This is a genomic window from Desulfocastanea catecholica (assembly GCF_054657295.1).
The window spans coordinates 25,202-51,489 of the sequence record NZ_BAAHYZ010000026.1 but is presented as its reverse complement, the minus strand read 5'-3'; the positions used below and the strand labels follow the sequence as shown (position 1 = coordinate 51,489).

Below are 26,288 nucleotides of genomic sequence, written 5' to 3'. Positions count from 1 at the left end.
ACTGGCGGGTATGTCCAGCACGTGTCCGTTCGACCCGTCAATCTGCGGAGCAACTTCGCCCAGAATGCACCAGTTCACCCGAGTACGCCAGCGATCACGCAACGGCAAGATCGCCGGTGAAAAAGAAACGATCTCGCGCCGTCTGTATGTGCATGTTTACTATTCACCCGACAATGAAGCCAAGAAAGAACTCGCTTTCCGCAAGGACCTGCTTGAACTGAAAACGCAAATAGAAGGAGGAAAAACCGAGTTCACGGAATCAGCGCAAAAGAAAACAGACAAGTACCTGACCTGTTCCAGAAAGGGGCGTGGGGGGCAGATGAAGGTGGGATTCAACGACAAAGCCATTACCGAAGCAAAGAAGTACTTTGGCTATTTCGCCCTTGTCAGCAATCAGGCCATGGACACATTTACAGCACTTGAAAATTATCGGCTGCGCGAAAAAATCGAAGAACTCTTTGCCGTGCAAAAAGGGAGGCTCGACGGTGCCAGGCCGCGCACATGGTACCCGGACAATCTGCGTGGAAGACAATTTGCACAATTTATCTCGCTGGGCTATCACTGTTTCCTGACGAAAAAAATAAAGCAAGTGCAAGCCAAGCTCGGAAAGAGAGAACCCGGAAAAAACGAATCACTCATCAAGCTCGAAAAAAAACTGGAAAACTGGCTTGCGCAACGCTCTCTCGCTCAGATCCTGGATTGGTTCGACTGCATTGAAACCACAAAGGTACAGACTGTCATGGCCAGCTATCGATGGTCCACCGAATCAGTGGCCAGAGATAGGTTGCTCTTGAAGTACTTGGGAGTGGATACCAAATAGTGTACGCTTTATCCGACTTTCAGGTTGATAAGGCTTTGAAGTATGTTATGGATGATCCTATGGAATTCCTTTGACCTTATTGAGGCCTGGACAAAAAATTATCTGATTACGTATGAAACTCAGCCACGTTTATGTCATCTTGGTGTCTGAGAAAATAATAACCATAAATCAGTTAGTTATGTGCTGGTTATTCGGGCCAATTTCCAAAGGTGACGCCTTGCTTGGCTCCATTTTATTTGATCAACTCAACAGTCACCAGTAATGTGCTTATTTTGCTGAGTTTTTTCAGATAGAAAAAGTCAGCTGATATTTGGCTGAGTTTCATATGTAATCAGAAGAAATTATTAACGGCGATACTTATGTGTGGTTATTGATATTCGACACTGGCTCAATGATGAACAAACAGGGCCAGGTGCACCTCAGTTAAGATTAAAGGTCTCGAAACTGGCCGAGATTATCACCTATGCCACTGCACGAGACCGTGATCTTGTGAGCGGGGATCCGCCAAAATGCTGGCGACGCCCAAACCGCAAATCATGTACTGGCAGGTTGAATGTCCAATTTACTGAGGATGACCGGATTTACTGGATTTGCCCGATATGCGGCGATGATGGCATTATTGACGGCTGGCATGGTCTTATGAGTATTCCAGATGATCCCGGCCAGTGATTCCACTCCATTCCGGTCACCCATTCCATTTGATCCCGGCCACTGATTCCATTTCATTCCGGCCAGTGATTCCATTCGATCCCGGCCATGTGGTTTCCAGATGATTCCGGCCACCAGTTTTGGAGAGTAGCGACGCATAAAACCAAATGGTAGAAAATCTCTTTTTCTGATGATTTTATCAAGGAGGGATTCATGCCAGGCAAGAGGTTATCTATGCGAAAGATACGAGAGGTATTGCGCCTCAAATACGAGTTGAACCGGAGCAACCGCGAGATCGGATTGAGCTGCGGAATAGGCAGCAGCACTGTCAGCGATTATATCCAGCGGGTAAGAAATGGAGGCTTCACCTGGCCACTTCCGGAAGGGCTGAGCGACACCGCTCTTGAGCAGTTGCTTTTTCCGCCTCCGACACCGCGAAACAGCTCAGGGTTATTACCTGATTTTCATGAAGTTCATAAAGAATTACAGTCGCGCACACATGTCACATTAAACCTGTTGTGGCAGGAATATAAAGAAAGACATCCAGACGGCTACCAATACAGCTGGTACTGCCATAATTATCGGGACTGGGCCGCCAGGCTGGATGTAGTCATGCGCCATGAGCACCGGGCGGGTGAGAAAATGTTTGTTGACTACGCCGGACAAGCGGTCGATGTGATTGACAGGGAAACCGGTGAAATACATAAAGCGCAAATCTTTGTCGCTGTCCTGGGGGCCAGTAATTACACCTACGCCGAAGCTACGATGAGCCAACAGATTGAAGACTGGATAGGTTCTCATGTCCGTGCGTTTTCCTTCTATGGAGGTGTTACGGCGGCAGTGGTTCCTGATAATTTAAAGAGCGGTGTCAGCAGAGTCTGTCGCTACGAACCGGATATCAACCCGACATACCACGCCCTGGCCAACCATTATCAGACAGTGATCATTCCTGCCCGGGTCAGAAAACCACGGGATAAGGCCAAAGCTGAAGCGGGTGTCCTGCTGGTAGAACGTTGGATCCTGGCACGACTTCGCAAGCATACCTTCTTCAGCCTTGTAGAACTCAACAAGGCCATAAAAGGGCTGTTGGACATCCTCAACAACAAGCCTTTCAAAAAGCTTCCCGGAAGCAGACAGAGTCGTTTTGTTGAAATGGACAAACCCGCACTACAGCCGCTTCCTGTAGCGCCCTACGAAATGGCCTACTGGAAAAAGGTCACCGTCCACCTCGATTATCATGTGGAGGTGGAAGGCCACTATTATTCTGTCCCATACACCCTGGTAAAGAAACAACTGGAGGTCCGTTACACCAAGACCTCGGTGGAATGTCTATACCGAAATCAGCGGGTAGCAAGCCATCTCCGCAACCAGTCCCGGGGCCGCCACACAACGATTAGAGAGCATATGCCGCCGAAGCATCAGAAGTACTCAGAATGGACTCCCGAGAGATTTACCAGATGGGCGGCTAAAATCGGCCCGCAAACAAGGGTGCTCACAGAAACACTCCTGGTCCAAAGGGCACATCCACAGCAGGCCTACAGGACTTTGTTGGGGATTCTGCGATTAGGTAAATCCTATGGCGAACAAAGACTCGAAGCAGCCTGCGACCGCGCTCTGCACATCAATGCACTCTCCTACAGGAGTATAGAATCGATACTCAAAAACGGTCTGGATAAAAGCCTCTGAGAGACAAAGAAAATAACAGCAAACCCTTGCAGCACAGCAATATCCGCGGCGCTGACTACTACGACTCAACAGTCCATTAAAGGAGAGAATAATGCTGCTTCACCCAACTCTTGAGAAACTGACAACCTTACGCTTCACCGGCATGGCGGCTGCACTCGATGAGCAGATGCAGATGAACTCCCTGGATGACCTGGGTTTTGAAGAACGGCTGGGCATCCTGCTCGACAGGGAGATGGCTGTCAGACAGACAAGGAGAATGAATACACGATTACGCAAGGCCAGATTACGCCAGGATGGCTGTATAGAAGACATCAACTTCCGCCATCCCCGGGGCCTGGATAAATCCCTGGTTATGCGACTGGCGGGCTGCGAGTGGATCAAAGAGCACAACAATCTGATAATCACCGGACCCACCGGGGTTGGTAAAACCTACCTCGCCTGCGCCTTTGCCCAAAAAGCATGCCGGGAAGGCTATAGCACCCTCTACCTGAGAATCTCTAAGCTCTTTGAGGACCTGGCCCTGTCAAAAGGTGATGGCCGATATCTGAAGCTGCTGGCTTCATTTGCCAAAGCTGATCTGTTGGTGCTCGATGACTACGGTCTGGAGCAACTCTGTCGAGATCAACGACATGATTTACTCGAGATACTCGAGGATCGCCATGGCTTGAAATCAACGCTCGTCACCAGTCAGTTGCCCATCGACCACTGGCATGAACAGATCGGCGACCCGACTCTTGCCGATGCCATTCTCGACAGGCTGGTGCACAGCGCACATAAAATAAAACTTGATGGAGATTCTATGAGAAAAAAGAACGCAAACTTGACGTGAACAGCAACTACAAGGTAAAGGACAAATAACAGCGTCGCTTCGCTCCGATTATCTGGCCGCGATCATCTGGAATCGGTGGCCGGGATCACGTGGAATCGGTGGCCGCCTTCGACTGGAATGAGTGGCCGGAATCAATGGAATACGCAGTCTTATCTGGGATATGAGCGTCGATGGTGATGAAGGCCGTGTTGTGCATTGAAACTAACGATTGCCCCGATTGTCAGATCCCGGGAAATCCTGATTGAAAATCGACAATAGCTCCTAAATATACGTTCGGGGTGGCACGGGTCAGGATGAGAGACGGGCAACCATCATAAACCCAGCCTCCTCTCTCTCACAGTCACTTCGTTGAAAGCTCATCTTTCTTTCTGTTTGTAACTTGCCGCATCTCCTGTAGCTCTTGAGGCACAAAATACTTGAACCTGACCTGCTTGCTCAACTGTCCGGTGAACTCAGAGAAGGCCACGGTTATCTTTCGCGCTTCATCCATAAGTTCAGCTCCTTTTTCATGGGAAATCCCCCCTGGTTCTCCCAACTGCCCCTTGAAATGAGCATACGCCTGATCGAATTGCCGCAGAACATTGAACATGATGCTGCCCATCGGTGAGTTGATTTTCATGACTCTTGAGCCACGCTCCTTGACCATGGAGATTTTTTTCTCCAGAATCTCTTCCTTGGTAAATCTCCTTTTTTCATTCGATGTTTCCTTCATTTCTTTCTCCAATTTCCTCTCCCTATAGATTAATAGCTTTGATTGATAACTTTTTAAGATTTACCAGTAATCCTGGCATGGTTGCGTTTGATTTTACTTCTCCGCCACATATCCATTATAAAGACAGTCCCGTAAGGCAGAATGGCGGCTATCAGGACAAACAGAGAACAACGAGTGGCTATCGGCATGATATTGGGAAGCATGGTCATATAGCCATAATAGATTGCCTCGGCATTTTTGCTGGAATATTGAGCCACTTGCCAGACCCTTTCCGGGGTGCTCAATCCGATAAGCAAGGTGTAGAAAACATAGATCATGAAACTTTTAGCGACCAGTACGAGCATCCTGCCGGTGAAGAAAGCATTGATGGCCTTGCGGGTAACTATACCGACAAAGTATTGGCTGATATAGGCGCAGAGTAGAGTGTTGGCGATGACCGGCAGAAAAGGAAAAGAGCCGAACATGATTTTTACAAACAAACTTGGTGATTTGAGGACAAAAGGCAGTAGATAAAATTCAACCGCCGGCAAAAGCAAGAGCAAGAAAAGCCCTTCCGTCAGACCACTTTTCGCCCCGACACCGAAAAAACCCAGAGAGTTTTCCAGTGTCAAATACTCCGCAGGTAAGGCATTACCCAATTTTTCAGCCATGCAATAATGCTGAATATCCGAGATGACATTAATGATACTCCTTGGCTTTGCATATTGACGATTGTCTGTATTGATAAATGTAGCATTCGGGCTATATGAACCGCCCCTGCTACCACCGCCGCCGCTGTTACTACTGCCGGGATTGCCGCCCTTATAGCCGCTAAAGCCACTGCTGTTTATGCTGTTACTCATGCCTGTTTATCTCCGTGCACCGCTGCTACAGATACCAGGTCGAGGAGGATACCGGATTTAGCATCTTCCATAGCGGCAATAGAACCAAAGGCCTCGGCATGACAAGGCGTGTAGTAGCCGTTCTTGGTTGTGCCTGATTTCATGGTTACAGTGAAATATGCTCCAAAATATTGGTCTTGCAACAGGCCACCCTCAATGACATTCTCCTGCCGGAGCTGATGGACGATAGACAACAATACCTCGCGCATTGCTTTATCATCCATGGAGACTACGTCCAGTTGCCCCGCTTTTTCCGCCTGTTTCTTGGCAATCAGTTCCAGTATCTTTGGCATAAAGTAGACAACACCATTCGGCATGGAAAATGCCCGGAACCTCCGCCCCTCCAATTTATTGATGTAAGGCCGCATGTCTTGCAGGAATTCATGGGTGTTCAGCCAGGACAGGTTGATGAGCCTTGGGGGCGGCATCTTCTTTTTTGTCTCTGGTTTTTCTTCAAATATACCCTCTTGCGCCTGTGCTTCGTTGTGCCACCCAGGAGGTTTCTCTAATGGCTGGAGTCGCTCCTGCGCCTGCTCCAACTCTTGTTGCCGGGCAAGTTGATCCGCCCGTTTCAAAGTCTTGCCCAGCAAATCTTGTGGCTGTTTGTGGTGAAATTTTACGGCCTGAAGGATTGCCTCTTTTTGGTGAAGTTCATTAAACGATTGAAGACCGACCAGAATCCGGCCGGCGGCTAAGGGATGTTCGCCCAAACTGTACAAATGCCCCCGGATGGATGGCAGTTTCCCCAGATCATGGGACAAGGCGGCAATGATGGTATCCGGCATAAGATAAGCGGTATCAGTTTCCCGCAGCAGCTGGACCACCTGTTCAGCCACATTCAGGGAATGATCAAGCAGGCTTGTTTGACCAAGCAGGGTGTAGGTGTTGGAATCCCAGGTGGCTTCCACATCACGACTGACATTGACGACGGATGAACAGTGACCTTCCGTGTCCAATAAAGACAAAAGATCACGGCAAACCGCCTGTTGCTGTGCGGCACGGTGTAATTGCAGAATATGCTTTTTGTAGAACTCCTGTATCCGTGCATTCTGGAATTCGATACACACCTCTTCGATTGCCTCCACTACCGGATCATCCCGCCAGAGTGGCGCCAGATCAGCGATATCGACCTCACCGTTTTTAATCCACAGCTGAGATAAGTCTTGTAACAACACTTCCTTTTTGGCTACAGCAGGTTTTTTCTCTGACCTACCAAGAAGCAGCCATATTGTGCCGGCAAAAAACGTTATTCCCAGGCCAAGGATGGTGTTGATCTCTGTGGCAGTCATCCCACCCCCCTCCCCTCTTCGCCTGACAGATCTTCTTGATAATCGTCCCACTGTGGTCTGATTTCGGGAAAGATCACCTTGAGGTCAGCCGTGGGAACATCCGCTGTGATTCCCCGATAAATTCCCGAATAAGTCGTCATGAAGAACTGCCGGGGAGCCAGGTTCAACACTTCGGTGTGCTTAACCCGTACATCCTCGGTCTCCCGGATGGCCAGCCCGCCACCCACGGAGATAACCGGGCTGAAGACCCGTTTTTCACCAAGATGATCCGAGATATAGGTGGCAGTCTTGGCATCCGGCACCCGCATAAACAATTTGGTATTGCAGTTATCCAGAATGGTATTGGCTCGATCCTGGCCAATCTCGGCATAGAGTTGACTCACCGACTGGCAATAACCGTGGATATAGACACCTGCACCGCCGGCCTTGGCAAAGAGCTCTTCAATCCCGTCATAGAGAACGGATTGGGCCTCGTCGATATGCAGGGCCAGAGACGGAAATATCTTTTTATCACTGGAGAACCTGCGACCGACAAACGCCTGGATGTTCGAGGCAATAACCTTCCCGGCGGTATAAGCCGCCCGTTTGGTGAGCAAGGAGCCAAGCTGGACAATAAGAATAACGCCTTTATCTTGCTCCAGGCGTCTGATGAAACGGTTTTCGTTGGCCTGGCCGAGAATCTGTCCGACATTGCCGCTGGTTAATTCCGTCAGTGCCACCCGCAGCGAGGAGGCAACCTTGGAATGGTAGTCGGCGGTCGAGGCGATGATCCTTCGTAAATTCAGGGCAAGCTGTCGGGCCTGTGGGGAGTTAATACCTTCGATTTTTTCTTTGAGCTTCTCCAGATCCGCATGACTGATATTGTTTTTGACATCGTTGAGATTGAAATCCGGTTTTCTATTATTCGCTTCAGCCAGCAAGATAAGGGCCTGGACCACCACCAGGCTGATTTCGTAGGCAACGGAGAAGAAATAAGGCTCCCTGCCTACCGCGACACCGGCGGTAATATGGGCCACTATTTCCTCGACCATATAATAATGCGACAGCGGATTAAAAACCGCACTGTATTGGGGAAAGACAGGGGTAAGCAGTATCAAATCCTCCTGTCTGCGAGTATCGAACGCCACCTGGACAATTTTCGAGAAAAGTTCGTTGTCACCCTTGGGATCGATGACGACCACTGAATACCCCTTGCGAATATCCTGCTCGATGATTCCTTCCATGGTGCGGGTCTTCCCCACCCTGGTTGTCCCGAAGCACCAGAAATGTCCTTTACGGTCATCATCAGGGAAGCCAAGTGGTAGTATCTTGTCTGGATGATCCAGATGAAAGCCGTCGCCTATTTGGGTATATGGCGGAGCATTTGGTTTTTTGGACTGTTGTCTCCAGATCAAGATTTTTTACCCACTGCGATCTTTCCTACCGTAACCTGAATATGCTCCCGCAATTCCCTTGATACGGTCAAGATTACCTGTTTTGGTAAAAATCGGCCGGCTTGAACAAAACTCTTATGGCCGACATACCGTTTGGCGCAATACAGCGTTATCTTTGTGGAAGTGCCAAGCTGTTCTCTTAACAAAGCGGTCACCAGATTCTTTGATACACGATCAACGATTACCTTGACCCGTGTGCTCCCCCCCATTTTTACAGACTCAACCCGTCGCAGATGAAATGCCCGTCTTTGGCCAACCGCCAATGTATGTTGTTCATGCACCCCGACACGATTCATCGGACACTCGGCTATGATTGCCAGGCCTTTTTCAATCTCAATCTCCACCAGGAAACCATCACTGTTTTTACGGATGATATCCCCCCAGCGCAGCTCATGTTCCAATTGTTTATAGCGAGTCACTTCATGCAGGCAGGCAATTCTGGTAAAATTCCGATCCAGTGCCCTCTGGAGAGTATTCCATCCCCGCATGGACAGAAAATCAAGCTGATTTTGCACAGGAATACCTGACTGCTTGGCATAGTGTAGCGCCTGCAGATAGCCATCACCAAACAGGACAACAGTCCCTGCCCCATACCAGCGAGACAGCATAGTCGAAAAGGTCTTCTCGATCTCGGCGACAACCTGACCTCGGCTGAGGCCATATTTATCGACGAAGGAATTGATGATTTCGTTATATTGGGTCTGCATATTTGCCGGATGTTATTTTCCCCTCCTACTATCTCTTTCCGGCCATGTATGCTTTTTTGAGGAATTATTTTCATTTTTTGCTGCTTTTTATGTGGAAAAAGTGAAATCTCCTCCAGAATTTACCGCGAAAAATTATTTTCTTGATTTCTTGCAAAAAAGGATATTTATTTGGAACATATACCTCCACTTAATTTAATTAAGTAATCCCTTCCGGGAAAATAACTGCGGCTTCATGGTATATTTCGATGAATGACCCAGTGATTTTTGTACCCGCCATATGAAATCTGCAAGAAAAGTTTAATCACATTTGTGAACCTCTTTTTGGGATGATTTGCATATGGCCCCCCTTTTTTTCCATCGACAAGACAAATCCGTCCGGACAAATCCCATTCAGAAAAACAGGAAAAGTTTAATCGCATTTGCGAACCTCTTTTTTGTGGATGAATCCCTTTGATTTCTTTTGTCGATGATTCTCCATAGCACACAGCAATAGAACAACACCCCCACCCCATCAACGGGAGAAAAACAACTCTCCCTCCATGGGCATAGTTGCCTTCTCCCATAATCTTCAAGATATCTTCAAGATGAAAGGAGAACAACCATGTCAACACTCACAGAAAAGATTCACGAAATCAACGAATTGATCAGGAGTTTTGGTCGTGCTGCTGTACAGAAAATCGACTTTGGTGGTCAAATTCGCTATGGATATCGACCGCAATATGTCTTTGACGCAGTAAATCAAATCATAAAACCGGAAAACTGGCGTTATGAACTGATTAAGGAAGAGATTTTTGAAAATCAGGCTGTCGCGGAGGTAAAGCTATTTTTGAAAACCGATGCCGACGAATGGTTTTGCAAGGGGTCACACAAAGGGCAAATGAACATAGTGAAAGGCAATGTAGGCGATGCTCAGAAAGGAGCAATCACCGATGCACTGCAGAAATGTCTCTCCCTTTGCTCTATCGGACAAGATTCCTATCGAGGCTTACTTGAGACTGTTTACAATTCACGCAGTCCGCAAGGTCCCTCGAGACAATCTTTACCGAAACACACCCCGCAATCTCGACCAACCCTTCCACCAAAACCTGAAATGACGCAACCAACACTACCATCAACTAACCAGTCTCAACCGGCTCCACCATCAGAACCTGCTATTTCTGCTTCCCTGCCCAAGATTGACGGTATCACCTATCAACATCATGACAGTATTGTCATAGCAATGGGCAAAGTCTTTGATAAGAAGGAGTTATTAAAAGCGGTAGGATTCAAATGGAATAAGGAGCAGAAAAACTGGTACAAAGATCTAACAACCCATTAATCTTTAAACCCATTAGGACTGACTCTAACATAGCCTGTTTACATCGTTTTAACCACCCAACGAGGGAGCAACACTTTTCCCTCAAGGGAAATCCGTGTGTTCTCCCGCAAATTTTTTCATTTTTCTGGAGAAACATCATGGATATCAAAAACACACTGCTTAGCGGATTACAAAAATTTGCCAACCAGCACACCCTGACCACTCTGGGTGACCGAAACAGCTACCTTGGCGCATCTGATATTGGATACTGCCCGCGAAAAGTAATTCTCGACCGCTTACATCCCGCTGAACATGACCTGGCCACCTTGCTCCGTTTCCAAAGAGGACACATGGCCGAAGATATTGTCGCAAACGCGATGACCGCTGCCGGTTATACTAATTTCGACCGACAGGTTGAGGCTATTGCCGGCGGGAATACTCCCATCAGGTGCCACATTGATTTTGTGTTCAATGCACCGAAACTAAAAGCCGTACTCGAAGTCAAATCGGTTAGTGGTATCCCTGACGGGCCGTATAGCTCCTGGGAATCGCAACTTTACATGCAGATGGGCGCGTTAAAAGAACAATTTCCTGATTACCAGATCAAAGGTGCGGTTCTGGCCATTGATTTAGGAAGCGGTGATATTGGTTTTTTCAACGGTTATGCGCCAGACGAGATTTTGTACCAAGGATTGAAAGACAGGGCGGCATCCATCTGGACGGATTATCAGTTCATGATACTCGGCCACCCGAAAAATCCACCAACCGAACCCAGCCCGCTGTGCGGATATTGTACTAACTTGACCACCTGTCCCAGATTTGCCGCCAAAGAGGTTCCAGATCTGGAAGACTGTGTCACCAAATTACGATATTTGCTGGAACAGGGCAAGGCATTGGACAAACAGATTGAACCCATGAAGGCCAATTTACTGTCAATAGTGAGTCAGGCCGGACATGCCATCAAAGTCAACAACACCATCCTTTCTAAAGCAGTTCGCTCACGGCAACATACCGATACCGGACGCTTAACGGCATTTTTAGCGGAGATGGGCCATACGATGGAAGAATTTCAAGAATCAAGCTCGTATTCATTCCTGGATATTAAAACCGCTAAAATGACAATCCCAAGAAACCAAAAAGCGGCATAAACCAACCACCCATAAAGGAGAACAACATGAACAAAGCAATGGTAATCGGCAACTTAGGCAATGACCCGGAAATTCGTTACACCCAGAAAGGTGCTGCCGTGGCAACTTTTTCTGTCGCTACTACTGAAAAGTGGAAAGATGCGGACGGAGTACAACAGGAGCATACCGACTGGCACAGAATTGTCGCCTGGAAAGGATTGGCCGAAATTTGCGGAGATCACCTCAAGAAAGGCTCGAAAGTCTATATTGAAGGCAAGATACAAACCAGAAAGTGGGAAGAGAACGGTATTATCCGTTACACCACTGAGATTATAGCCAAGAGCATGGAAATGCTTGGTGGTAAAAACGAAAAAAAGGAAACTGCCTCGTCTTCGGCTTCTCAGGGAAATAATGTCGATACCCCACCAGCGCCGGACACGGAAGTTCCATTTTAGTGACTTAGAAATTCTTTTCTTGCTTCTTGGGAAAGAATTTCGTGAAGGAACTTACACCCGTGCTTTGCGGGGGTTAGTATTTTACTCCTGAAAACAACCAGTACACCCACCAGGGGCAAAACATCCCCTGTCGGGAGTGTCTCGCCCTTTTATTTTCAACTGAGAAGGAAACAAGACATGGCACGACTCGCATCTCAAGCAAAAGCAGGATTCTATCCCACACCGGATAGTGTCGTATCCCTGCTGAAAACAAAAATTTCTTTTGAAAAAGACGCACGAGCATTAGACCCTTGCTGCGGGTACGGAAACACGCTGTCCCGACTGGCAAGCCCCGACACCATAACTTATGGCGTCGAGCTTGACCACCAGCGAGCCACGAAAGCTAAATCACAGCTTTTCAAGGCAGTATGGGGTGATGCACTTACCGAGGCAAAGATATCCACTCAATCCTTCGGCTTGCTCTATCTCAACCCTCCCTACGATACCGCACTCAATGCAGACGATACATTGGCGAGAAGACTGGAACATCAGTTTTTACGCTTTTATATCCGGACATTGCAGATTGGCGGCATTGTCGTTTTTGTTATCCCCTATTATGTGCTGAAGCATTGCGCCAGGACACTGGCCCGGAATTTCAAGCTGCAGGTAGTGGGGTTTCCAGACGAAGATTTTCACACTTTCAAACAGTGCGTTGTCTTTGGCGAGAAGAAAATAGCGGTAACAGAGGAAAAAGCCAAAGCAACCCAGCAACATCTGGAAGAAATGGCCGCCATGACACCGGAGGAATTTCAAAGCGACATATGGCCCCTGGAAACCATGGCCCCAATCGTTATTCCGAAAGCTGACAAACCGGTCAACTTCCGAATAGATCGCCTCGATCCACTCGAAGCAATTCCGGTGATCAACAAGGCCGGGATTCTGCAAGATGTTTTGCAAGAACTTATCCCTCGCAAAAACAATATGATCCGTCCATTGACCTCCCTTGCAAACGGCCATCTGGCCCTTATGCTGGCAGGAGGCTATATGAACGGAGCCATGGAAAAAGATGGCCGGCAGTTGGTTATCAAAGGTGTTATCAAAAAAATCGAGACGATTGTCCAGGTTCATGAAAACGACACCGGCGGCGGTTCGATCACCACCAAAGACCAATACATCCCGACCGTCAAAGTCATTGACATGCAAACTGCCGAATTGATTACCGTGCAGTAATCCTCATTCAACCATCATCAAAACCTTACGGGAGAAATCACATGACAACACCATACCTCATCATTAAATGTGTTGGATTCGTCTGTTATGCCAACGCCCTGATTGTAAGAAGGTCAGACCAGGGATACCAAGGCTGTCTGTTGAGCCTTATCGGTTCGCCTTCCCATATAAAGGCCATGTCCGCGCTCATTTATAGCGGCGATGCTGTTTGCCGGGTGTCCGACAATAATGACGAGTCAGCAGACCTTCTTTTTTCCGGCTCAATCCGTACCTGCCGCACCCGCAAGATCGGTGAGGTAGTGAACAAAGTGCTGGTTGCAACAGGATTCAACGAGTCTTCTCTTCACGCAACTGTCTTTGGCCCTGATCTGCCTACCGTGCAGGAACGAGCCTTCCGTCGTATTGATAAAGCAACCACCATTCCGCTCAAACCACAATGGCAAGAGTGGCTCTGGGAGAAAATGATATGCCCTGAAAAACTTTTTAGCTTCGGCGACGAGGCTTTCCAGGAAGCGTATCTTGTAACTATCCCAGGCGATGAGACCTTAGAATCGCGTGTGCTGGAAGCAATCAAGACCGGAGAGATACAGTAGCTGGAAGGAACCAACGAATCCGACAACCTAACCCAGACAGGGGGAGAATATTTCCCCCCAAGGGGCCATATTCTCCTCTGTCCAAGCATTAAAAAGGAGAAATATGGCAGCTATCACCGATATTGTCGAACCAGTCGTTGACGGACAAAAAACCGTCAAACTGGCCGAGTTTCTTGATGAATGGGGCGATATGCTCAAGGATCAAGTCATGCAGAACATGAATCCTGTTTATTCACTGAAAGCAGAAGATGATTGGGATGCACAGGCCAGAGAAAAGTTACAGCAATTACTGCGCACACCGTTCGAGTCACAAACCAGAAAAGGCATCTTGCCGGTAGCCAGGTCTTTTTTCAAGGAAGATCACAAGGCAGCCTTCCTGGTTGGTGAGATGGGGACGGGAAAAACTTTTGTAAGTTTAGCCGTTGCCCATCTGATTCCTAAAACACATAAACGCATCCTTATTCAATGTCCCGGCCACCTGGTCAAGAAATGGATACGGGAAGCACAAGATACCATCCCCGGATGCAACTGCATCAACCTCAACGGGAAAAGCCTCGATCTGCTCATCGCAGGTAAGCTCACGTCAACAAAACCTGTTGGCATGGAGATTTGGGTAATGGGCAAAGAACGGGCTAAATTGCATTTCCAGCGTGTTCCCCAGCGGATCGCGATTCTTGGCAGGCAATGTTGTCCTGAATGCGGTGGGCAGATAACAACCGACAACGAGAACAACAAATGTATACCGTGCGAACATTGCAAGGCCCCGATGTGGATGGCGGATGGAACGAAAGCCCGCCGCTATGCCAAGGCCGAGTTTATCAAGCGGTATTTTCCCACCAGGAACTTTTTCGATCTCCTGATACTCGACGAGGTGCATGAACTCAAGGGTGGCGGTACTGCCCAGGGTCAAGCAATGTCCTGTCTTATCGCTCGCTCAAAGAAGGTGCTGGCACTTAGCGGTACTTTGATGGGCGGATATTCTTCGAATCTTTTTTATCTGCTCTGGCGGATGTTCCCTCGTCAGATGAAAGCAGGTGGCTTTGAGTATGGCAGGTCAATGCATTTTGCGGAACGCTACGGCGTTGTGCAACGCACTTATGACAGTAAGGATGTCAATGCAAGTCTCAATGTTGCCAGTATCGGCCGAAAGCTCGGAAAGTCAAGGGTCAAGGAAGCTCCGGGAATATCACCCCTGTTACTGCCTGATCTGCTGCTTGAGCATTCGACCTTTGTTCGTCTGGCCGATGTCAATGATGCATTGCCGGAATACGAAGAAATCATCGTTCCGGTAGCATTGGAACCCGACCAACAACAACCGGAATATGCCCAACTCTCCCATGATCTCATAGGTGCCACCAGTGCGGCATTAGCGCGTGGCGATATGCGGCTTATGGGCAAAATGATTCAATCCTTGCTGGCGTATCCCGATGGATGCCGGAATGAGGAAATAATCACCTTGGAGATTGCTGGAAGTGAGACAGTCGTTGCCTCTGCACCCGGCCTGAAAATTGACCTGTTGCCCAAAGAAGAAAAGTTGCTGGAGATTATAGCGGCTGAAAAGAAACAAGGGAGAAAGGTAGCGATCTTTCTCGAACATACCGGCACCCGGGATTTGATTCCTGTCTTAGAGGAAAAACTTCAGAAGAATGACATCAAACCTCTGGTCCTTCGCAGTCAAAGTGTCAAACCGGAGAATCGAGAGGATTGGCTCAAAAAGCAGGTTCAGACGGGATGGTACGATTGCCTTATCAGCAATCCCAACCTAGTGAAAACCGGGCTTGATCTCCTGGAGTTTCCAACAATCATCTTTTTTCAATGCGGCTATTCAGTCTTCACGCTCAGACAAGCCAGCCGAAGGTCATGGCGTATCGGGCAAGACCTGCCGGTACGGGTATTTTTCATGGCCTATTCAAAGACCATGCAGGAAAAAGCTCTGTCGCTCATGGCGCAAAAGATGGAAACATCGCTCGCCGTAGAGGGCGAGTTATCAGATAAAGGGCTGGCCGCATTGTCTGAATCAGAGAACAGCATGATGTATGAACTGGCCAAGGCTTTGACCGGCAAGGTTGCGGTCAAGGATATGAGTGAAGCATGGACCAGATACCGGCAGCGTGAGTTGCTGAGTAATCTGTCCATGGACGATGACCAGGATGTCACCATTACCACCACAACCACCATGAGTACAGCTGCCGGCAGTACAGCGACGATCACAGAAAAGTATGTTGTTCGCGGGACTGTGTATGTCAAGAAGGCCGGAGCCATCGCTTATGTCGACAACAACCGCTTCGATCTGAAAGACGGATTTGTTTTCTGGTCCGGCAGAAAGATAGGTTGGTACGACCGACAAGGTTGCGGTGCAATCAACGACAAGCCGATTCGTATTTATAGGCCTGAACAATGCAGGCATTTTGTCCTGGCTGAGATACGCAAAGCGGCATAACCCATTTACCCGACTCATTTACCCAACCCATCAAGGGACAAGACAAACCCCTTTTATGGGAGAAGTTTTGTTCCTTTTTACTATGGAGGAAAACTTATGCATACGTCAGAAATCGAAATGATGGCTGCGCCATTAGAAGTCGATGTTACGGAAAAGCCGATCAGGATTGAATTGCCTGCGCAGTTACGCGCATATGCGGACACTGCTGACAATGGAGGTACTTGCCCTTGGTCTTTGAGGGAAATGCTCAGACAGGCAGCAACCGAGATCGAAAGGTTGCAGAGAATAGTAAAAGGTAATGATCCCGTCGCTCTGTTACGAGAGATATGGAAACATCATCAGCCGGTCTATCTCTTTGAGACCATCTCTGACCCGACCGACCATACTGAACAGACCGACACACAGGTAGATCGTCAAGATCAAGATTAGCCAAGCATACACCAATCCACCCATCAAGGGACAAAACCTCCCTGACGGGGAAGTCTTGTCCCCTTTTTTTATTCACGCCAAGGAGACAAGACCATGATTGTCAATTTAGTAAGAAACATGCGGGATACCGCAAAAAGAACCGACAAAAACAACCTCGGGCATTGCATCCTGCTTTTTCTGGCTGCAAATGAAATAGAACGCCTGCAAATGAAGCTTTCTATGGCAGAAATCCGTGGTAATCAAACCACCAGGAGCAAAATAACACCTCTGTCGTCGGCAAAGTCTTATCCCTCTTTAATTCATAGGAGGAGATAGATCATGAAATTATTCATCCAAGACGAACAAGGACAGTACGTCACCGCGACAACCCGCGATATTATTAAAGAGGCCCGCAGCCGTACTCGCTCCACACTGAAAAGAGGGGCTGAATTTATCGGCAGTTCTCAGACCGCAAAGGAAGCAATAGCCTCAAAAATATTTTCCTACCAACATGAGGTCTTTTGTTGTCTATTTCTGGACACCAAAAACTGCATTCTGGCGTGGAAAGAAATGTTCCAGGGGACTATTGATGCGACAACAGTTTACCCTCGTGCAGTGGTTAAGGAAAGCCTGCGGCTCAATGCGGCAAAGGTTATCCTCGCTCACAACCACCCTTCAGGTAACGCTGATCCATCGCAACCAGATATTGAGTTGACGCGAAAATTGAAAAATATCCTGCAGATTATCGATGTTAGAGTGCTGGACCATATAATCGTCGGGGACGAGATAACATCCTTGGCGGATTTGGGTATTCAGTTTTAGGGTAAATCCGCGCTAGCGATGTCAACCCAATATCAAGCAATACCAACCCATGTCAATCCAGGGGGCAAAACGACCCCGTGGGGGAAGTCTTGCCTGTTGATTTTCAATCTCACAAGGAAACACGATCATGATAGATCAGAAAATAATCAATAAACTCCAGAAACTACTTGCTCTGTCTGCAAGTGATAACGAAAACGAATCTGCCCTTGCCATGAAGAAGGCCGAGGATCTGATGCGTGAACATAATCTGTCCGTTGCTGATGTAGCTCTTGACGGCAGTGGCGCTCATGTTGGTTCCGCCGAGGTATGTGGACTGACCAGGACTTGCCAGACATGGGAAGCCTCCCTGGGAAACTTCATTGCCAAAACCTTTAATGGCCGGGCAATCCGTACCAGAAACAGCAACGGTTGGAGTTTTACTTTTGTGGCCGGCCAGACAGATTTGATCATTATCACTGATCTGTTTGAAAGACTGCGCACTACCATCAAGCGAATGAGCCAGGCTTATGTCAACAGTGCAAAGGGTTTTACCAGAACCCACGGCAAATCCCTGCATAACAGCTATCGCCTGGGAATGATTAATACGATCGTCCAACGACTGGAACGTCTGAAGGAGAACACTGCCCCGACTGATGATCGTAATGCCTTCGGGATGACCGGTACCGCATTGATGGTGATTAAAGATAAAGCAGTTGACCAGCGGGTTAGTCGGCTTTTTCCACGTTTAAAAACAACAACATCAAGAGCCAGTCGTGTTGATGGCAATGCCTACCAGCAAGGTATGACTGATGGCAATAATGTCAGTCTGCACCAGTCTATAAACGGCAAGCCTTCCGCACCTCTTGGTCTAAAGAGGTAGATTATGAAAACAGATAAAACTGTGTAAAACCAAGCCACACTCAATAAGCAGTCAACCTATCAGGGACAAAACCTCCCTGACGGGGGTCTTGTCCCTCTTTTTTTTATAATCTCAAAGGAGACACGACCATGACCGCACCTACTTTCATGACCAATGACCTGATCGTTCAACACGCTTCTGCTGCTGGTGCAACCGAGCCTGTAGATAAAGTATCCAGCCGTTACACCTTCGTTCCCACCTTGGATGCGGTTGACCTGCTGCGTGATGCCGGCTGGTTTCCGATCAAGGCGGAACAGAGCCGCACCCGTATCCAGGACAGGCAAGGATTTCAGAAGCATTGCATTCGTTTCACCCGGAATGAAAACTTGCAAATGAATATAAAAGATGAGCGAGTTGATCTGGTTCTCTATAATTCTCACGACCTGGGCAGTTCCTTCAAGCTGATTGGTTCAATTTGGCGATTGGTCTGTGGTAACGGTTTGATGATCGCCTCGGATTTTGCCAACTTCACCCATCGGCATGTCGGATTTAACCAAAATGATTTCGTTGCATCAGCTGATAAGATCACCGCTGCTGCAACTGTCATCAACGACCAGATGGATTATTTGAAAGGCATCCAGCTGGGCTACGACGAGCGGATCGCCTACGCTGCAGCAGCTCACCGGCTGGTATATGAGGATATGGATAACGCGCCTATATCTCCGGAACAGTTGTTGACACAGCGCCGCTCTGCCGATGGCAGCAATAGTCTGTGGACAACATTCAATAAGGTCCAGGAGAATATCATCAAAGGCGGAGTTAAAGGCAAAATCCATGGAGAAGATGGCCCTCGAAAAGTCACGACCAGAGCGGTAAAAGCCCTTGATCGCAATATCAAGCTGAACCAGGCTCTTTGGGTATTGACTGAAAAGATGGCGGAATTGAAATCCATGTCGATTGCCGCATAACAATGTAACCACAGCCGTCTCCTTCGGGGGACGGCTTTTTTTTGGATGTTTATTATATCTTTTGTGCTATACAAATGTATGGATATTTTTTTAATATATTTTATAACTATTTAGTTGTATATTTAGTTATATATTAAGATATATAAATTGATTACAAATAATATATACAAGTTGATCTTTACTACAGGAAAACACGATGAAAATAATAATACTCAACCAGAAAGGCGGTGCTGGGAAATCAACGATTTCCACAAACATGGCCTATTGTCTGGCGATGTCGGGAAAGAAGACGCTTCTCATCGATATGGATCCCCAGGCACACAGCTCTGTTATCTTCTGCACGGACATTCCCAGAAATCAAACAGTCAATGAACTGCTGTCGAGCAAATCGTTTAAAATTGACAATGTTATTCGTCAAGCGGTGCTCGGTGATAATGAAGAGCCAGTCGAAAATCTTTTTCTTATTCCTTCCAATATCCATCTGGCCATAACTGCCGAGCAGATCACAACGAAAATCCACCGGGAAAAGCTTCTCCATAATCATTTGAAAAAAATCGAAAAGGATTTCGATTTCATCATCATCGACTGTCCACCAACAGTTAACGTCCTCACGATCAATGCAATCTATACCTCCGACATGATTTTGATCCCGACTATTTACGGACGGTATTCCCTGGATGGTATTGCCGATCTTTTTCGGTCGATCGAGGATGTGAAAGAATCCAGTGACTTTAAATATATGATTTTGAGAAATGCTCGTGACTCCCGCAACAAGCTCTCCAATGTATTTGTCGAAGAACAGTTGGAACCGTATAAAGAAAATCTGTTAAAAACCGTCATCCGCAGAAATGAAGCCATTAACCAAGCGCAAATGAGCAACGAACCTGTGATGGTTTTCGACCCAAGATCTTACGGTGCCGAAGATTTCAAAGAACTTACCGAGGAAATTCTCAGTTATGGCAACTAAAAAAATTACCGGACAATCCAAGCTGGCTCAAACAGTTGAGTCAAAAACTGATTCGGAAGATCGTCTCGATTTGGTGCCATCAAGAAAAAAACCATCGTTGAAGGCATACCGACTGTATGACGATGATATTGCCAGGCTTAAAGAGATTACCGCGACGATGAACAAAGAGAGTCACCGGCACATCAGTGAAACTGCTGCAATTCGTGCCTTGATAATGTTTGGGACGAGTACAACGGGAGAAAGGCTGTTGAAAGCGTTACGGGAAACGATATAGATTTGTATGTGTACTGTGCTATACAAATGTATAGACGATATCTAAATGGACTCCGACCGCTGTCCAACTCTATAGGAGATTTCCGCATTCTCCTCTATGGTCATTATCGAATTGCCTACATGATCACGGAAGATTTATTGACATCTTGGGCGTTTTTCACGGGGCCGCGGGAGGAAGCGGCTCCGTTTCAGTGCTGTCTAACGGTGCTCCACCGCCACCACCGCACCACCCGGCAGCACTAAAACGAAGCCGCTTATAGATGCCCGCCCACCCTTACACTCGAAGTCCTATGGGTAGCGCGACCGGGTGCAATGTACCGCTCCAAGGGGTACGGGCCGGATTGGTCAGTGGTGTGGTCGGTTGCCACTATTTTGTCGCTTCGCGAAGGTAAAAAGGAGGAATCATATTTGATATTCGTGAGTTAATTGGTAAGGTGTTTCCCTATTCACTGAAAATCAGGAGAAGGGGTCGGTGATTATTACCACGAATCTTGCTTTTACCGACACAGATGTTCGGCGATCCGGTGATGACGGCGGCTCTTCTCGATCGTTTGACGCATATTTCTATGATTTGGGCTTACACTCCCTCTTGGTGAGTATTTTTATATATGATAACGTCCGTTATCATATATAAAAATACTTGGAAACGTATTGCTAAAATCAGTCCGGAACCACGCTATATTCCCTATGAGTCTGGTCTGTTTTACACATATTGGTCAGGACGCGATCTTTTTGAATAGTGTTGAGGTTTAGCCACCCATGGCTCAATCCCCGTATTATTGCACCAATAGACTCTTCCATCTTTGATCCAGAAGTGACTACAGCAGTCTTGGTTTTGCCAAACTGATGGATGTAGCGTCGGTCTTCCAGATGTGTTTTTTCTTACTGTCCAATGGGGCTTATGGACACTTTGAAGAGACAATGAAATAACTTTTCGACATCCGCAAGGACATTGGAATAGGGTCCAGAGAGGTTTATTTTGATAAATGACTATTATAAAGTCATTTTTTCTAACAGCATCATTCCCCGGTGTCTTATCAACAATTATTATTGAATTGTAGTGAACCGTCGGTACTGGTTGTTCACTTTCATGTTTTGGATCGCCGGACTTTTCTCGGGATGGTTTTTTTCTGCAGATATTTTCAAAAAAATCTTGAAGCCATTTAATCATCCGCGCAAATTTCTCCCAGTGAAGGCATTTCTAATCTATATTTTCCTTCCTTCCTCAATAATAGCATTCGGTTGCGACAATAGATACAATCCGGGTTATCTGCAGGGGCATTGCTGTGAAAACTCATGTGCACAAAATCAACCCATATGTTGTCCTGCTGCAAATCAGTCGGAAGGTTTCTGTAAGGCTTGACAAGATTCATGAATGTTGCAACCGCGATATCTGCCGTAGCACTTGTAAAAGGTCCCACTCCAGGGGCTTGTTCACCTCCACCTATTAAATAATAGTCTCGTTCGAGTGTGATAGCGTCAAGTTTTGCCAGACTAGGATTGTCCTTGATGGCTTGTTCATATTTCAGTTTTTGTTCTGTAACAACTCGCTGACAGCGGAGACATGAACCGTATTCAGGCAGTATGCAACTAATGCGCCCCCGATGATCTCTTAGATAAGGATCCCCGTCAGAATCAAAATCGATTTTACCTGTTAAGCCGACATCGATAAAGACCTGGGCATGATAGTACATTGCTTGGTTCATGATATTCCTGCCCGCTTGATCATCGGTGCAACCAAAGATTACATCTGCACTTGAAAGTGCATCGATAGCTTCATCAGATTCATTTAAAAAGGTAGCGAAGGCCGAAACAGAAATATCCGGTCTGATGCTTGAGATATAATTTGCCAAGGACTGAGCCTTGTTTTTGTTTATATCCTTGGAGCAATACCCACGCACCCGGTTCATATTGGTCTCTTCGAGAAAATCACCATCAATGAGTATCAATTCTCCGACACCGGCGCGAGCTAATAGTGTCGCAAGCGGGGATCCGGTCCCGCCTACACCCACTACAACCGCACGCAATGATTGAAGTTTAGCATTAAATGGTTTGCCAAACGCCGTTTCCTGGCGTTTTAGGCTTTCAACTGATTCATGCGGGATTGAAATACCATGAATTTCCATCTTATCACTGACAACGCAAATATGACGAACTTTCAATATCTTGTTGGGGTCAATTCCTTGACGGATTCTCGCATGCCATTTGTTATCAGCCAGCAACATCGTAACCAAAAAGGAATGGTCGGTATTGCATCCGGCAAGACCATGTAAGATATTTTTTTCATTTTCAGTATCTTGGGCAGAGAAATCGACATGCTTGTGTGGATGGCTGTGCGCGAAGCCAAGTTCGAGGCCTTCGGTCTCGCATCGAAAGTATAATTCCGGAAACTTCCGTAGATTAATCTTAATGTGTGTAGAAGAACTTTCTAATATCCAATCTCCGGACATTTTGATTATTTCAACGACAAGGTAGCGGTCGGATGGCTGTTGCCCATCAACTTTTCTAGCCAGACGACGGAATAATACAATTGCACCTCGCTCATGGCTATTTGGATCACCATAAAGCCAATCTCGTAGTTCGCGGTCATGACTACCCAGCAAAGTGATACGATGTCCTGTCATTTGTTTGTGTCCGGTCTTTTCAAGGCCCATTCAATACGATCAAGAACCTTTTGGATGTTATCGATTTTAGGTCGCCAGCTTGTTGGTTTCCAATGACGCGACCATCGGCAATATTCCTTGCCGTTGTAATGGCGTGGGTCACCACCTCCTAAGACAGCAGCGCAAGGAATGGTTTTCCCATCAGTCCGAGCTAATGCAGGATGAACCCAAAACATATCACCGCCGCTTGTGTTATAATCAGCCGGAACGATCCATAAAACTTCAACCTGATCAAGCGTCTGGCCCTCGTGACTATACAAGCCGGGAGAAAGTGGAAAATTTCTTATTGTTAGAAACCGTTGGCTTGGGTCTTCTTCAAACTCCAGTCCAACCTCCTTGAGGATATCGTAATCCTCGTCGGTAAGCAGAGCCATTAGCTACTTCCAGCATCCGAGCTGGATTCCTGAGTATAGAATTTTTCAATGCCGGGCTGACCCAAGTCAATTTTTTCATCTTTTTCTACAAGCTTACCCGATTTTCCCGATACTTTTATAAATAGGTCCATGCTTTCGGGTATTCCCGCTCCTACTCCCCGTACTTCACTTCCAGTGATAAACTGATTCGGCCATTCATAATTGATGTTCTCGATTTTAAATTTGTATTTTTTAGACATTGTTTACTCCTCCTTCATTGTGCTGATTAACTTTCTCGCGGACACATCATTGAAGATGATCGAGTACGTTTTGTTCTGACCTGGTGGTCCCTTTTCTTGATCATGATGACTCATTATTCAACTCCTAAATAATAGATTTTGATATCAGCTATCTGCTGGCCGTTACATATTTTTCTTTTGTTACACCTTTAAAAGGCTTGTTGTCGCTTTTTTGATCGATAAATTGACCGGTATCGGAATCTCTTTTAGTCCAACGGTCATTTTGAGGGTTGTGCACTTGGGTTCGATTCTTAACAGCGCCATGTCTGTGTCCGTCTCCGGTGGGTGGGTTCTTTGCCATCTTTTGTTCTCCGAAAAAGAAAAGTTTTATTAGAAATTCGCTAAACGATACTATGTTACTATATAGCGAACATTAAGATTGATGTCAATGGAAAATGTTATTGCATAGGTGAATATGTTGTTGTATCGTAGATCAACTACTAAAATTTGGAGGTGTTCGTTGGCTACCGTCGGAGACAGAATAAAACAAATCAGGGAAAAATGCGGATTGACTCAAGACCTGCTTTGCCAAAAGGCTAATATTAGCAAAGGTTTTTTAAGTGACGTTGAAAACGGTAAAAGGAATATTAGTTCCCAAAAACTTTTAGAAGTTGCCAATGTCTTAGGGGCCTCAATCGATTACTTGATGAAAGGGGAGTCGATAGAACCAACTCAAAATTATCCCATCACCATTCCCCCGGAACTATCTAAGGCAGCTGAAGACTGTGGAGTATCATATGCTGAAATATTAGACGTCTTGGCAGCGCAACGCTCAATTGTTGCTCGAAGAAGTACAAGTATGAAGAAGGAACTTTCAGTGGAAGAGTGGAAAAAACTTTTCGAAACAATTAAGAGAGTATTTGGTTAATGGCCACATCAAAACTCAATAATTCGCCGGTAATTTGGAGACTAGGAGTCTGTCGGATTTAGACTCATGCAACAAAAGCCAAAAAACGAAAAAATATCGTATCGATTTGATTTTACAGTATAAAGATTGACAATTTTCCAAATTTTTGGTTAGTTTTTGTGTAATTTTAACAAATTACATAGCGAGAGAAATATGCATCAGAAATTCATTCCCACCAGTAGAGAGCAGCGGTATCTTTTCCCGTCATCTATCCAAGACTGGCTACCGGAAAAGCATCTGGCCCAGTTTGTTGTCGATATCGTCTCCAAACTCAATCTGCGGCCTCTCACAGAAACATACGCCGGTAAAGGATTCAAAGCATACCATCCTGAAATTCTATTATCTTTACTTTTTTACGGTTATGCCACCGGGGTTTTCTCCAGCCGAAAGATCGAGAAAGCCACCTACGATTCCGTTGCCTTTCGTTTTATTTCCGCCAACACCCACCCTGACCACGACACCATCGCCTCTTTTCGTAAGCGATTTCTTGAACAACTGAAGCCGCTTTTTGTCCAGATCCTGATGATTGCCCACGAAATGGGTCTGTTAAAGTTGGGCAAAGTCAGTCTTGATGGCACCAAGATAAAGGCCAACGCTTCCAAACACCATGCCTTAAGCTGGGAACATGCCTGTAAACTGGAACAGCAATTCAAAGACGAGGTGGAGGAACTCAATCGGCTTGCCGAACAGGCCGATGCCGATGAAATACCTGAAGAAATGAATATTCCGGATGAACTTGGTCGTCGTGAAGACCGGTTGGCAGCCATAGACGAGGCAAAGGCCAAAATGGAAGAACGTGCGGCGCAAAGATTCGCGCAGGAACAAAAGGAATACGAAGAAAAAGCAGCTTCCCGTCGTGCCAAAGCTGAAGCGTCCGGCAAGAAACCTCGCGGTCCTGAGCCAAAACCACCTACGCCGGGTCCTCGCAAAAGAGACCAAGTCAATCTGACTGACGAAGAATCACGCATCATGCCGTCCTCTGACAAGGGATTTGTTCAGGCTTTTAATGCCCAGGCCACCGTTGACAATGCAACGATGATTATTGTCGAATCTCACATCAGCCAGGCTGCAAACGACAAGCAAGAAATTACCCCAACCCTTGCATCTCTGAACGAATTGCCTGAGGAATTGGGCAAGGTTGACACCATTCTGGCTGATGCCGGTTACTATAGCGAGGTTAACGTGGCATCTTGTGAACAGGCCGGAATTGACACATATATTCCACCAAATCGAGACCAGCATAACAAACCTCTTGTTGAGCGATTCATCGACCCTCCGCCTCTAACCGATAATGCCGCGCCGATTGACCAGATGAGGCAAAAACTCAAGACTCTTGAGGGCCGCAAGGTTTATGCGCAACGAAAAAGCACTGTTGAGCCGGTCTTCGGTATTATAAAAAATGTCTTGGGCTTCCGACAATTTTTCTTGCGGGGCCTGGAGTCAGTTTCCGGCGAATGGACACTTGTGTCCATAGCATGGAATCTGAAGCGAATATTTGCATTGAATGGCTAAAAATATGTCAAAAAACGAATCAACTTGAGCAAATTTCAACTCGAGTTGGCGGCTAAAGGCCGTACGTGCCACAATTATTGACAATTAAGTAAAATATTAAATAACTCTGTTAGATTTGGCCCTTAGGGGTAGGTTCGAAATCCGACAGACTC

General features: G+C 46.8%; 28 protein-coding genes and 1 pseudogene. 18 read left to right on the top strand and 11 right to left on the bottom strand.

Going from position 1 to position 26,288, the window contains the following annotated elements:
- Window positions 1-820: IS1634 family transposase (locus ACYQ8U_RS18925; RefSeq protein ID WP_459947127.1), on the top strand; the 820-nt coding region annotated here is incomplete at its 5' end.
- 534 nt (window positions 821-1,354) lie between these two features.
- On the opposite strand, the gene ACYQ8U_RS18920 is transcribed toward ACYQ8U_RS18925, so the two are convergent.
- On the bottom strand, window positions 1,355-1,564 hold the full coding sequence (locus ACYQ8U_RS18920) for a hypothetical protein (RefSeq protein WP_459947126.1): 210 nt from the start codon (window positions 1,562-1,564) through the stop codon (window positions 1,355-1,357).
- 117 nt (window positions 1,565-1,681) lie between these two features.
- On the opposite strand from ACYQ8U_RS18920, the pseudogene istA reads away from it, so the two are divergent.
- Together istA and istB are read left to right on the top strand one after the other, a co-directional pair.
- A pseudogene (gene istA, locus ACYQ8U_RS18915) lies at window positions 1,682-3,234 on the top strand (IS21 family transposase).
- Between the two features lie 11 nt (window positions 3,235-3,245).
- Window positions 3,246-3,983, top strand: a complete 738-nt coding sequence (istB, locus tag ACYQ8U_RS18910) for an IS21-like element helper ATPase IstB (protein WP_459947125.1) — start codon at window positions 3,246-3,248, stop codon at window positions 3,981-3,983.
- Window positions 3,984-4,323: 340 nt separating this feature from the next.
- On the opposite strand, the gene ACYQ8U_RS18905 is transcribed toward istB, so the two are convergent.
- From ACYQ8U_RS18905 to ACYQ8U_RS18885, 5 genes are read right to left on the bottom strand one after another with little or no spacing between them, the layout of a single operon-like run.
- Window positions 4,324-4,695 (bottom strand): recombinase, encoded by a 372-nt coding sequence (locus ACYQ8U_RS18905; RefSeq protein WP_459947124.1) that lies wholly within the window; start codon window positions 4,693-4,695, stop codon window positions 4,324-4,326.
- Between the two features lie 53 nt (window positions 4,696-4,748).
- The gene (locus ACYQ8U_RS18900) at window positions 4,749-5,537 is read right to left on the bottom strand and encodes a hypothetical protein (protein ID WP_459947123.1); all 789 of its coding nucleotides are present in this window, start codon (window positions 5,535-5,537) and stop codon (window positions 4,749-4,751) included.
- The gene (locus ACYQ8U_RS18895) at window positions 5,534-6,865 is read right to left on the bottom strand and encodes an HD domain-containing protein (protein WP_459947122.1); all 1,332 of its coding nucleotides are present in this window, start codon (window positions 6,863-6,865) and stop codon (window positions 5,534-5,536) included. Before ACYQ8U_RS18895 ends, ACYQ8U_RS18900 begins: the two co-directional genes overlap by 4 nt.
- On the bottom strand, window positions 6,862-8,259 hold the full coding sequence (locus ACYQ8U_RS18890; protein WP_459947121.1) for a type IV secretory system conjugative DNA transfer family protein: 1,398 nt from the start codon (window positions 8,257-8,259) through the stop codon (window positions 6,862-6,864). The genes ACYQ8U_RS18895 and ACYQ8U_RS18890 overlap by 4 nt, the downstream gene beginning before the upstream one ends.
- On the bottom strand, window positions 8,256-9,005 hold the full coding sequence (locus ACYQ8U_RS18885; RefSeq protein WP_459947120.1) for a hypothetical protein: 750 nt from the start codon (window positions 9,003-9,005) through the stop codon (window positions 8,256-8,258). The genes ACYQ8U_RS18890 and ACYQ8U_RS18885 overlap by 4 nt, the downstream gene beginning before the upstream one ends.
- 601 nt (window positions 9,006-9,606) lie before the next feature.
- Here ACYQ8U_RS18885 and ACYQ8U_RS18880 point away from each other — a divergent pair.
- The 13 genes from ACYQ8U_RS18880 to ACYQ8U_RS18820 all read left to right on the top strand — a co-directional run bounded on the left by ACYQ8U_RS18880 (window position 9,607) and on the right by ACYQ8U_RS18820 (window position 20,403).
- Window positions 9,607-10,323, top strand: a complete 717-nt coding sequence (locus ACYQ8U_RS18880; protein WP_459947119.1) for a hypothetical protein — start codon at window positions 9,607-9,609, stop codon at window positions 10,321-10,323.
- Window positions 10,324-10,460: 137 nt separating this feature from the next.
- A complete protein-coding gene (locus ACYQ8U_RS18875) occupies window positions 10,461-11,450 on the top strand; it encodes a hypothetical protein (protein WP_459947118.1) in 990 nt (329 codons plus the stop codon).
- 26 nt (window positions 11,451-11,476) lie between these two features.
- Window positions 11,477-11,884: a single-stranded DNA-binding protein gene (locus ACYQ8U_RS18870; RefSeq protein ID WP_459947117.1), complete on the top strand. Its 408-nt coding sequence runs from the start codon at window positions 11,477-11,479 to the stop codon at window positions 11,882-11,884.
- Window positions 11,885-12,061: 177 nt separating this feature from the next.
- Window positions 12,062-13,093, top strand: a complete 1,032-nt coding sequence (locus tag ACYQ8U_RS18865; RefSeq protein WP_459947116.1) for a DUF6094 domain-containing protein — start codon at window positions 12,062-12,064, stop codon at window positions 13,091-13,093.
- A gap of 41 nt (window positions 13,094-13,134) precedes the next feature.
- Entirely contained in the window at window positions 13,135-13,686 is a 552-nt protein-coding gene (locus ACYQ8U_RS18860) for a hypothetical protein (RefSeq protein ID WP_459947115.1), read from the top strand.
- A 103-nt stretch (window positions 13,687-13,789) separates the two neighbouring features.
- Entirely contained in the window at window positions 13,790-16,126 is a 2,337-nt protein-coding gene (locus tag ACYQ8U_RS18855) for a helicase-related protein (RefSeq protein ID WP_459947114.1), read from the top strand.
- Between the two features lie 96 nt (window positions 16,127-16,222).
- Window positions 16,223-16,555 (top strand): hypothetical protein, encoded by a 333-nt coding sequence (locus tag ACYQ8U_RS18850; RefSeq protein ID WP_459947113.1) that lies wholly within the window; start codon window positions 16,223-16,225, stop codon window positions 16,553-16,555.
- A 93-nt stretch (window positions 16,556-16,648) separates the two neighbouring features.
- Window positions 16,649-16,870: a hypothetical protein gene (locus tag ACYQ8U_RS18845; protein WP_459947112.1), complete on the top strand. Its 222-nt coding sequence runs from the start codon at window positions 16,649-16,651 to the stop codon at window positions 16,868-16,870.
- Between the two features lie 3 nt (window positions 16,871-16,873).
- Complete coding sequence (locus ACYQ8U_RS18840; protein WP_459947111.1) at window positions 16,874-17,356, top strand: JAB domain-containing protein; 483 nt, start codon at window positions 16,874-16,876, stop codon at window positions 17,354-17,356.
- A gap of 127 nt (window positions 17,357-17,483) precedes the next feature.
- A complete protein-coding gene (locus ACYQ8U_RS18835; RefSeq protein ID WP_459947110.1) occupies window positions 17,484-18,215 on the top strand; it encodes a DUF2786 domain-containing protein in 732 nt (243 codons plus the stop codon).
- A 146-nt stretch (window positions 18,216-18,361) separates the two neighbouring features.
- Window positions 18,362-19,162, top strand: coding sequence for a DUF932 domain-containing protein (locus tag ACYQ8U_RS18830; RefSeq protein ID WP_459947109.1), 801 nt, complete (start codon window positions 18,362-18,364; stop codon window positions 19,160-19,162).
- 196 nt (window positions 19,163-19,358) lie between these two features.
- The gene (locus ACYQ8U_RS18825; RefSeq protein WP_459947108.1) at window positions 19,359-20,129 is read left to right on the top strand and encodes a ParA family protein; all 771 of its coding nucleotides are present in this window, start codon (window positions 19,359-19,361) and stop codon (window positions 20,127-20,129) included.
- Window positions 20,119-20,403, top strand: a complete 285-nt coding sequence (locus ACYQ8U_RS18820) for a hypothetical protein (RefSeq protein WP_459947107.1) — start codon at window positions 20,119-20,121, stop codon at window positions 20,401-20,403. The genes ACYQ8U_RS18825 and ACYQ8U_RS18820 overlap by 11 nt, the downstream gene beginning before the upstream one ends.
- Window positions 20,404-21,105: 702 nt before the next feature.
- Here the strand turns inward: ACYQ8U_RS18820 and ACYQ8U_RS18815 are convergent.
- From ACYQ8U_RS18815 to ACYQ8U_RS18795, 5 genes are all read right to left on the bottom strand, one after another.
- On the bottom strand, window positions 21,106-21,573 hold the full coding sequence (locus ACYQ8U_RS18815; RefSeq protein WP_459947106.1) for a ubiquitination-like system serine protease family protein: 468 nt from the start codon (window positions 21,571-21,573) through the stop codon (window positions 21,106-21,108).
- Window positions 21,566-23,026 (bottom strand): HesA/MoeB/ThiF family protein, encoded by a 1,461-nt coding sequence (locus ACYQ8U_RS18810; protein ID WP_459947105.1) that lies wholly within the window; start codon window positions 23,024-23,026, stop codon window positions 21,566-21,568. Before ACYQ8U_RS18810 ends, ACYQ8U_RS18815 begins: the two co-directional genes overlap by 8 nt.
- On the bottom strand, window positions 23,023-23,439 hold the full coding sequence (locus ACYQ8U_RS18805) for an E2/UBC family protein (protein ID WP_459947104.1): 417 nt from the start codon (window positions 23,437-23,439) through the stop codon (window positions 23,023-23,025). The genes ACYQ8U_RS18810 and ACYQ8U_RS18805 overlap by 4 nt, the downstream gene beginning before the upstream one ends.
- Window positions 23,439-23,678, bottom strand: coding sequence for a multiubiquitin domain-containing protein (locus tag ACYQ8U_RS18800; protein ID WP_459947103.1), 240 nt, complete (start codon window positions 23,676-23,678; stop codon window positions 23,439-23,441). Before ACYQ8U_RS18800 ends, ACYQ8U_RS18805 begins: the two co-directional genes overlap by 1 nt.
- Window positions 23,679-23,826: 148 nt before the next feature.
- Window positions 23,827-24,018 (bottom strand): hypothetical protein, encoded by a 192-nt coding sequence (locus ACYQ8U_RS18795; RefSeq protein ID WP_459947102.1) that lies wholly within the window; start codon window positions 24,016-24,018, stop codon window positions 23,827-23,829.
- A gap of 159 nt (window positions 24,019-24,177) precedes the next feature.
- On the opposite strand from ACYQ8U_RS18795, the gene ACYQ8U_RS18790 reads away from it, so the two are divergent.
- Both ACYQ8U_RS18790 and ACYQ8U_RS18785 read left to right on the top strand, forming a co-directional pair.
- Window positions 24,178-24,585: a helix-turn-helix domain-containing protein gene (locus tag ACYQ8U_RS18790; RefSeq protein WP_459947101.1), complete on the top strand. Its 408-nt coding sequence runs from the start codon at window positions 24,178-24,180 to the stop codon at window positions 24,583-24,585.
- 192 nt (window positions 24,586-24,777) lie between these two features.
- Window positions 24,778-26,136 (top strand): IS1182 family transposase, encoded by a 1,359-nt coding sequence (locus ACYQ8U_RS18785; RefSeq protein ID WP_459947100.1) that lies wholly within the window; start codon window positions 24,778-24,780, stop codon window positions 26,134-26,136.
- The last annotated feature ends 152 nt before the right edge of the window (window positions 26,137-26,288 follow it).

What these genes read in the sequence shown, in the direction of transcription:
- ACYQ8U_RS18920 (WP_459947126.1), bottom strand. Translation starts at nt 1,564, where the DNA reads ATGGAATCACTGGCCGGAATGAAATGGAATCAGTGGCCGGGATCAAAT.
- istB (WP_459947125.1), top strand. Translation starts at nt 3,246, where the DNA reads ATGCTGCTTCACCCAACTCTTGAGAAACTGACAACCTTACGCTTCACC.
- ACYQ8U_RS18905 (WP_459947124.1), bottom strand. Translation starts at nt 4,695, where the DNA reads ATGAAGGAAACATCGAATGAAAAAAGGAGATTTACCAAGGAAGAGATT.
- ACYQ8U_RS18900 (WP_459947123.1), bottom strand. Translation starts at nt 5,537, where the DNA reads ATGAGTAACAGCATAAACAGCAGTGGCTTTAGCGGCTATAAGGGCGGC.
- ACYQ8U_RS18895 (WP_459947122.1), bottom strand. Translation starts at nt 6,865, where the DNA reads ATGACTGCCACAGAGATCAACACCATCCTTGGCCTGGGAATAACGTTT.
- ACYQ8U_RS18885 (WP_459947120.1), bottom strand. Translation starts at nt 9,005, where the DNA reads ATGCAGACCCAATATAACGAAATCATCAATTCCTTCGTCGATAAATAT.
- ACYQ8U_RS18880 (WP_459947119.1), top strand. Translation starts at nt 9,607, where the DNA reads ATGTCAACACTCACAGAAAAGATTCACGAAATCAACGAATTGATCAGG.
- ACYQ8U_RS18875 (WP_459947118.1), top strand. Translation starts at nt 10,461, where the DNA reads ATGGATATCAAAAACACACTGCTTAGCGGATTACAAAAATTTGCCAAC.
- ACYQ8U_RS18870 (WP_459947117.1), top strand. Translation starts at nt 11,477, where the DNA reads ATGAACAAAGCAATGGTAATCGGCAACTTAGGCAATGACCCGGAAATT.
- ACYQ8U_RS18865 (WP_459947116.1), top strand. Translation starts at nt 12,062, where the DNA reads ATGGCACGACTCGCATCTCAAGCAAAAGCAGGATTCTATCCCACACCG.
- ACYQ8U_RS18860 (WP_459947115.1), top strand. Translation starts at nt 13,135, where the DNA reads ATGACAACACCATACCTCATCATTAAATGTGTTGGATTCGTCTGTTAT.
- ACYQ8U_RS18855 (WP_459947114.1), top strand. Translation starts at nt 13,790, where the DNA reads ATGGCAGCTATCACCGATATTGTCGAACCAGTCGTTGACGGACAAAAA.
- ACYQ8U_RS18850 (WP_459947113.1), top strand. Translation starts at nt 16,223, where the DNA reads ATGCATACGTCAGAAATCGAAATGATGGCTGCGCCATTAGAAGTCGAT.
- ACYQ8U_RS18845 (WP_459947112.1), top strand. Translation starts at nt 16,649, where the DNA reads ATGATTGTCAATTTAGTAAGAAACATGCGGGATACCGCAAAAAGAACC.
- ACYQ8U_RS18840 (WP_459947111.1), top strand. Translation starts at nt 16,874, where the DNA reads ATGAAATTATTCATCCAAGACGAACAAGGACAGTACGTCACCGCGACA.
- ACYQ8U_RS18835 (WP_459947110.1), top strand. Translation starts at nt 17,484, where the DNA reads ATGATAGATCAGAAAATAATCAATAAACTCCAGAAACTACTTGCTCTG.
- ACYQ8U_RS18830 (WP_459947109.1), top strand. Translation starts at nt 18,362, where the DNA reads ATGACCAATGACCTGATCGTTCAACACGCTTCTGCTGCTGGTGCAACC.
- ACYQ8U_RS18825 (WP_459947108.1), top strand. Translation starts at nt 19,359, where the DNA reads ATGAAAATAATAATACTCAACCAGAAAGGCGGTGCTGGGAAATCAACG.
- ACYQ8U_RS18820 (WP_459947107.1), top strand. Translation starts at nt 20,119, where the DNA reads ATGGCAACTAAAAAAATTACCGGACAATCCAAGCTGGCTCAAACAGTT.
- ACYQ8U_RS18815 (WP_459947106.1), bottom strand. Translation starts at nt 21,573, where the DNA reads ATGATTAAATGGCTTCAAGATTTTTTTGAAAATATCTGCAGAAAAAAA.
- ACYQ8U_RS18810 (WP_459947105.1), bottom strand. Translation starts at nt 23,026, where the DNA reads ATGACAGGACATCGTATCACTTTGCTGGGTAGTCATGACCGCGAACTA.
- ACYQ8U_RS18805 (WP_459947104.1), bottom strand. Translation starts at nt 23,439, where the DNA reads ATGGCTCTGCTTACCGACGAGGATTACGATATCCTCAAGGAGGTTGGA.
- ACYQ8U_RS18800 (WP_459947103.1), bottom strand. Translation starts at nt 23,678, where the DNA reads ATGTCTAAAAAATACAAATTTAAAATCGAGAACATCAATTATGAATGG.
- ACYQ8U_RS18795 (WP_459947102.1), bottom strand. Translation starts at nt 24,018, where the DNA reads ATGGCAAAGAACCCACCCACCGGAGACGGACACAGACATGGCGCTGTT.
- ACYQ8U_RS18785 (WP_459947100.1), top strand. Translation starts at nt 24,778, where the DNA reads ATGCATCAGAAATTCATTCCCACCAGTAGAGAGCAGCGGTATCTTTTC.